Source organism: Micromonospora sp. ATLC20, assembly GCF_057196585.1.
This window is the reverse complement of the sequence record NZ_JBXUOV010000320.1, coordinates 1-3256: the sequence shown is the minus strand read 5'-3', so window position 1 is coordinate 3256 and position 3256 is coordinate 1. Positions and strand designations below refer to the sequence as shown.

Genomic DNA, 3256 nt, shown 5'->3' with positions numbered 1-3256 from the left:
GACCCGGCCTCCGACGACGACGCCGCAGTCCGCGCCTGGCGCGCCGGTGAGGAGCCGGCCGTCCCGCCGGGCCGGCGGGTGCCGCTGCCCGGCTACCCGTTCCGGCGGACCCGGCACTGGATCGAGGCACGACGATGACCGTCCGCGACGATCAGCGCGACCAGCGGGTCGGTCCCGAGCTGCCCTACCCGCAGGTGTGCCTGCCCGACCTGGTCGCGGCGCACGCCCGGCGGCGTCCCGGCGCCCCGGCCGTGGTGCAGGGCGACCTGACGCTCAGCTACGCCGACCTGGTCGGCCGGGCCGCCGCGCTGGCGGCGTCGCTGCGCGCCCACGGCATCGGCGCGGACGACCTCGTCGGCGTCTGCGTGGACCGCCGGCCGGACCTGGTGGTCGCGCTGCTCGGCGTGCAGGCGGCCGGCGCCGGATACGTCCCGCTCGACCCGGCGCTGCCGCCCGGACGGTTGCGGGAGCTGGCCGGCGAGGCCCGGCTGCGCGTCGTCGTGGGTACGCCCGCCGCCGAGGCGTTCACCGGCCGCGCCGTGCTGGACGTCCCCGCCGGCACCGCGCCCTGGCAGCCGACCCCGGCGACGCTGGGCACCACGGCGTACGCGATGTTCACGTCCGGGTCGACCGGGCAGCCGAAGGGTGCGGTGATCGAACACCGGGCGCTGACCGAGAAGGTCACCTCGATCGCGGAGTTCTCCGGGTTCGACACGGCGACCCGGTGCCTGGCGTTCGCCTCGATCGGGTTCGACGCGTCGGTGGCCGACATGCTCGCCCCGCTCGCCGCCGGGGGCACAGTCGTGCTCGCCGGTGACGCCGAGCGGGCCGACCCGGCCCGGCTCTACCGGATCTGCGCCGAGCAGGCAGTCGACGTGGTGGTGCTGCCGCCGCCGATCCTGCCGCTGCTGGACCCGGACCGGCTCCCCGGCGTGCGGCTGGTCATCACCGGCGGCGAGGCCACCGGCCCGGAACAGGTCGGCCGCTGGACCGCCGGCGGGCGCCGCTTCATCAGCGTGTACGGCCCGACCGAGGCGACGGTGCTGGTGACCTGGTTCGAGGGCAGCGGCGACTGGACCCGGCCCATCCCGATCGGCCGGCCCGCCGCCAACCACCGCATCCACCTGGTCGACGACGAGCTGCGCGAGGTCGGCCCGGCGGAGATCGGCGAGGTGCTCGCCGGTGGTCCCGGGCTCGGCCGTGGATACCTCTATGACGCCGCCCGTACGGCGGAACGGTTCCTCCCGGACCCGTTCTCCGGCAAGCCGGGGGAGCGCCTCTACCGCACCGGTGACCTGGCCCGGTGGCTGCCGGACGGCAGCCTGGAGTTCCTCGGCCGGGCCGACCGGCAGGTCAAGATCCGTGGGCAGCGGATCGAGCTGGGCGAGGTCGAGGCCGTACTGCGCCGCCACCCGGACGTCGACCTGGCCAGCGTCCAGGTCCGCGCCGGCGCCGGCGGTCAGGAACTCGTCGCGTACGTGGCGACCGGCCTGGACGCCGCCGAGCTGCGTGACTACTGCGCCCGGCTGCTGCCGCCCGCCGCCGTACCGGCCCGGATGCACACCATGCCCGCGCTGCCGATCACCATCAACGGCAAGATCGACACCGAGCGGCTGGCCGCGCTCGACGTGGCCGGACCGGCTCCCGTGCCGTCCGGCGAGCCGCCCGCCACCGACACCGAACGCCTCGTGGCGCAGGCGTGGGCGGCGCTGCTGGACGTGCCCGCGGTCGGCCGCGACGACGACTTCTTCCACCAGGGCGGGCACTCGATCACCGCGATGCGGCTGGTCGCCGACCTGCGCGAACGGCTGGGCCGCGACCTCGCCATCGAGGACGTGCTGATCGGGCGGACGCCACGCGGCATCGCCGCCCGCGCCGACGCCGCCCCCGGAACCGGCCCGGCCGACGCCGCCGTCCGGGGACGGCCACCGGCGCTGTCCCCGGCGCAGCAGCGGCTGTGGTTCCTCGACCGCTACTTCCCGGCCGCCGCGTCGGCGTACAACGTCGCGTTCGCCGAACGGCTCACCGGCCCGCTCGACGTGGCGGCGCTCGCCACGGCACTCACCGCCGTCGCGGACCGTCAGCAGATCCTGCGCTGGCGCATCCCGGAGCGCGACGGCGTGCCGTACGCGGTCGCCGACCCGTCCACACCGGTGCCGCTGCCGGTACGTGACCTCGCCCCGGGCACGGACCTCGCCGGTCACCTCGCGGCGAGCGCCGCCACGCCGTTCGCGCTGGCCACCGACACGCTGTGGCGGGCCGAACTGATCCGCACCGGCGCCGACGAGCACGTGCTGGCCGTGTACGCCCACCACGCCGTGTTCGACGGCTGGTCGCAGTCGCTGTTCTACGCCGACCTGGCCGCCGCGTACCGGGCCGCGCTCGGGGACGGGCCGCCGCTGCCGCCGCTGCCCGCCACGTACGGCGACTACGTGGCCTGGCGCGCCGACCGTGCCCGGCGCCGCGCCGCCGCCGACCTCGACTGGTGGCTGGACCACCTGACCGGGGCACCGGTCGTGCTGCGGCTCCCCGGTGGACGGGACCGGCCCGCCGAACAGACGTACACCAGCGCGACGGTGCGTACCCGGCTGGACCGGGCCGCCACTGCCGCGCTCACCGACCTCGCCGCCGGGCTCGGCGCGACCCCGGCGGCCGCCGTGCTCGCCGCGTTCGCGCTGGTGCTGGCCCGGCGTACCGGCCTGTCCGACCTGGTGGTCGGCACCCCCACGGTGGACCGGCGCGCCGCCGACTTCGAACCGATGGTCGGCTTCTTCATCGAGATCGCGCCGCTGCGGCTGCGCCGGACGCCCGGGGCCGGCTTCGCCGCGCACGTCCGCGCCGCCGGGGAGGAACTGCTCGCCGCGCTCGCCCACCCGGAGGCGCCTGTCGAGCGCATCGTCGGCGGTCTCGGACTGGGCGGCCTGCTCGACCGCAGCCCGCTGGTGCAGGTGCTGTTCAACATGTACACGTTCGACGAGCCCCGCCTGGACCTGGCCGGCCTGCCCGCCGAACCGGTGCCGGTGCCCGCGCCCGGCTCACCGTTCGACCTGACGCTCTACGGCATCACCCGGGACGGGCGGCTGCGCGTGGAGATCGTCTTCAACCCGGACGTCTACGGCGAGGCCCTGATCAGCGACGTGCTCGCCGACGTCGAGCGGCTGCTGCGGGCCGGCGCCGCCGACCCGGAGCGGCCGGTGGCCGAGCTGCCCGCCTGGACCGCCGTCCCGGCCGGGACGGCCGGCGACGTGCCCCGGGC

1 protein-coding gene is annotated in these 3256 nt (G+C 76.7%); it reads left to right on the top strand.

Going from position 1 to position 3256, the window contains the following annotated elements:
* Nucleotides 1-134: 134 nt before the first annotated feature.
* Nucleotides 135-3256 (top strand): amino acid adenylation domain-containing protein (locus AC2CHG_RS30800; protein ID WP_484526140.1); only part of this gene is annotated, 3122 nt, incomplete at its 3' end.